Source organism: Vibrio sp. 1249-1, from assembly GCF_033340495.1.
The window spans coordinates 1-501 of sequence record NZ_JAWOWJ010001251.1 but is presented as its reverse complement, the minus strand read 5'-3'; the positions used below and the strand labels follow the sequence as shown (position 1 = coordinate 501).

Below are 501 nucleotides of genomic sequence, written 5' to 3'. Positions count from 1 at the left end.
AAGGCGACTTATTCGGTCAAATGGGGCTGCTTACCAACAACAAAGTTCGTTTCCCGGTAAAAGCTATTGAAGACACCCTACTCTACTGCATTCCGGTCGAGGTGTTTCAAGAGATCTACGACAACTTCGACTCTTTCGCCGATTTTGTTGAAGTAGAAAACAGCGCCCGCTTGCGCCAAACCATTTCAGAAAACAAAGACGCAAACGACTTAACTACCTCTAAAGTCAAGACCCTACTTACTGGCGATGCCCCGACCATAAACCGCGGCCAAACAATCCAACAAGCAGCGCAGTTAATGGCTCAGGACAACATTTCATCACTCTTGATTGTCGACCCCGATTTTGTCCGTGACGAAGATGACCCGCAATCGCCCGTTTTAGGCATCATTACTGACCGAGATTTATGTACTCGAGTGCTTGCGGAAGGCTTGTCTCCTCAAGATGATGTTTCAACAGTCATGACGACGGAAGTGATCTCTCTCGACCATAATGCTTACATCT

1 protein-coding gene is annotated in these 501 nt (G+C 47.1%); it reads left to right on the top strand.

Annotation, left to right across the window (positions count from 1 at the left end; all coding sequences use genetic code 11):
• The coding region (locus tag R7Z50_RS31540; RefSeq protein ID WP_318150281.1) for a CBS domain-containing protein at nucleotides 1-501 on the top strand (501 nt) is incomplete at both ends.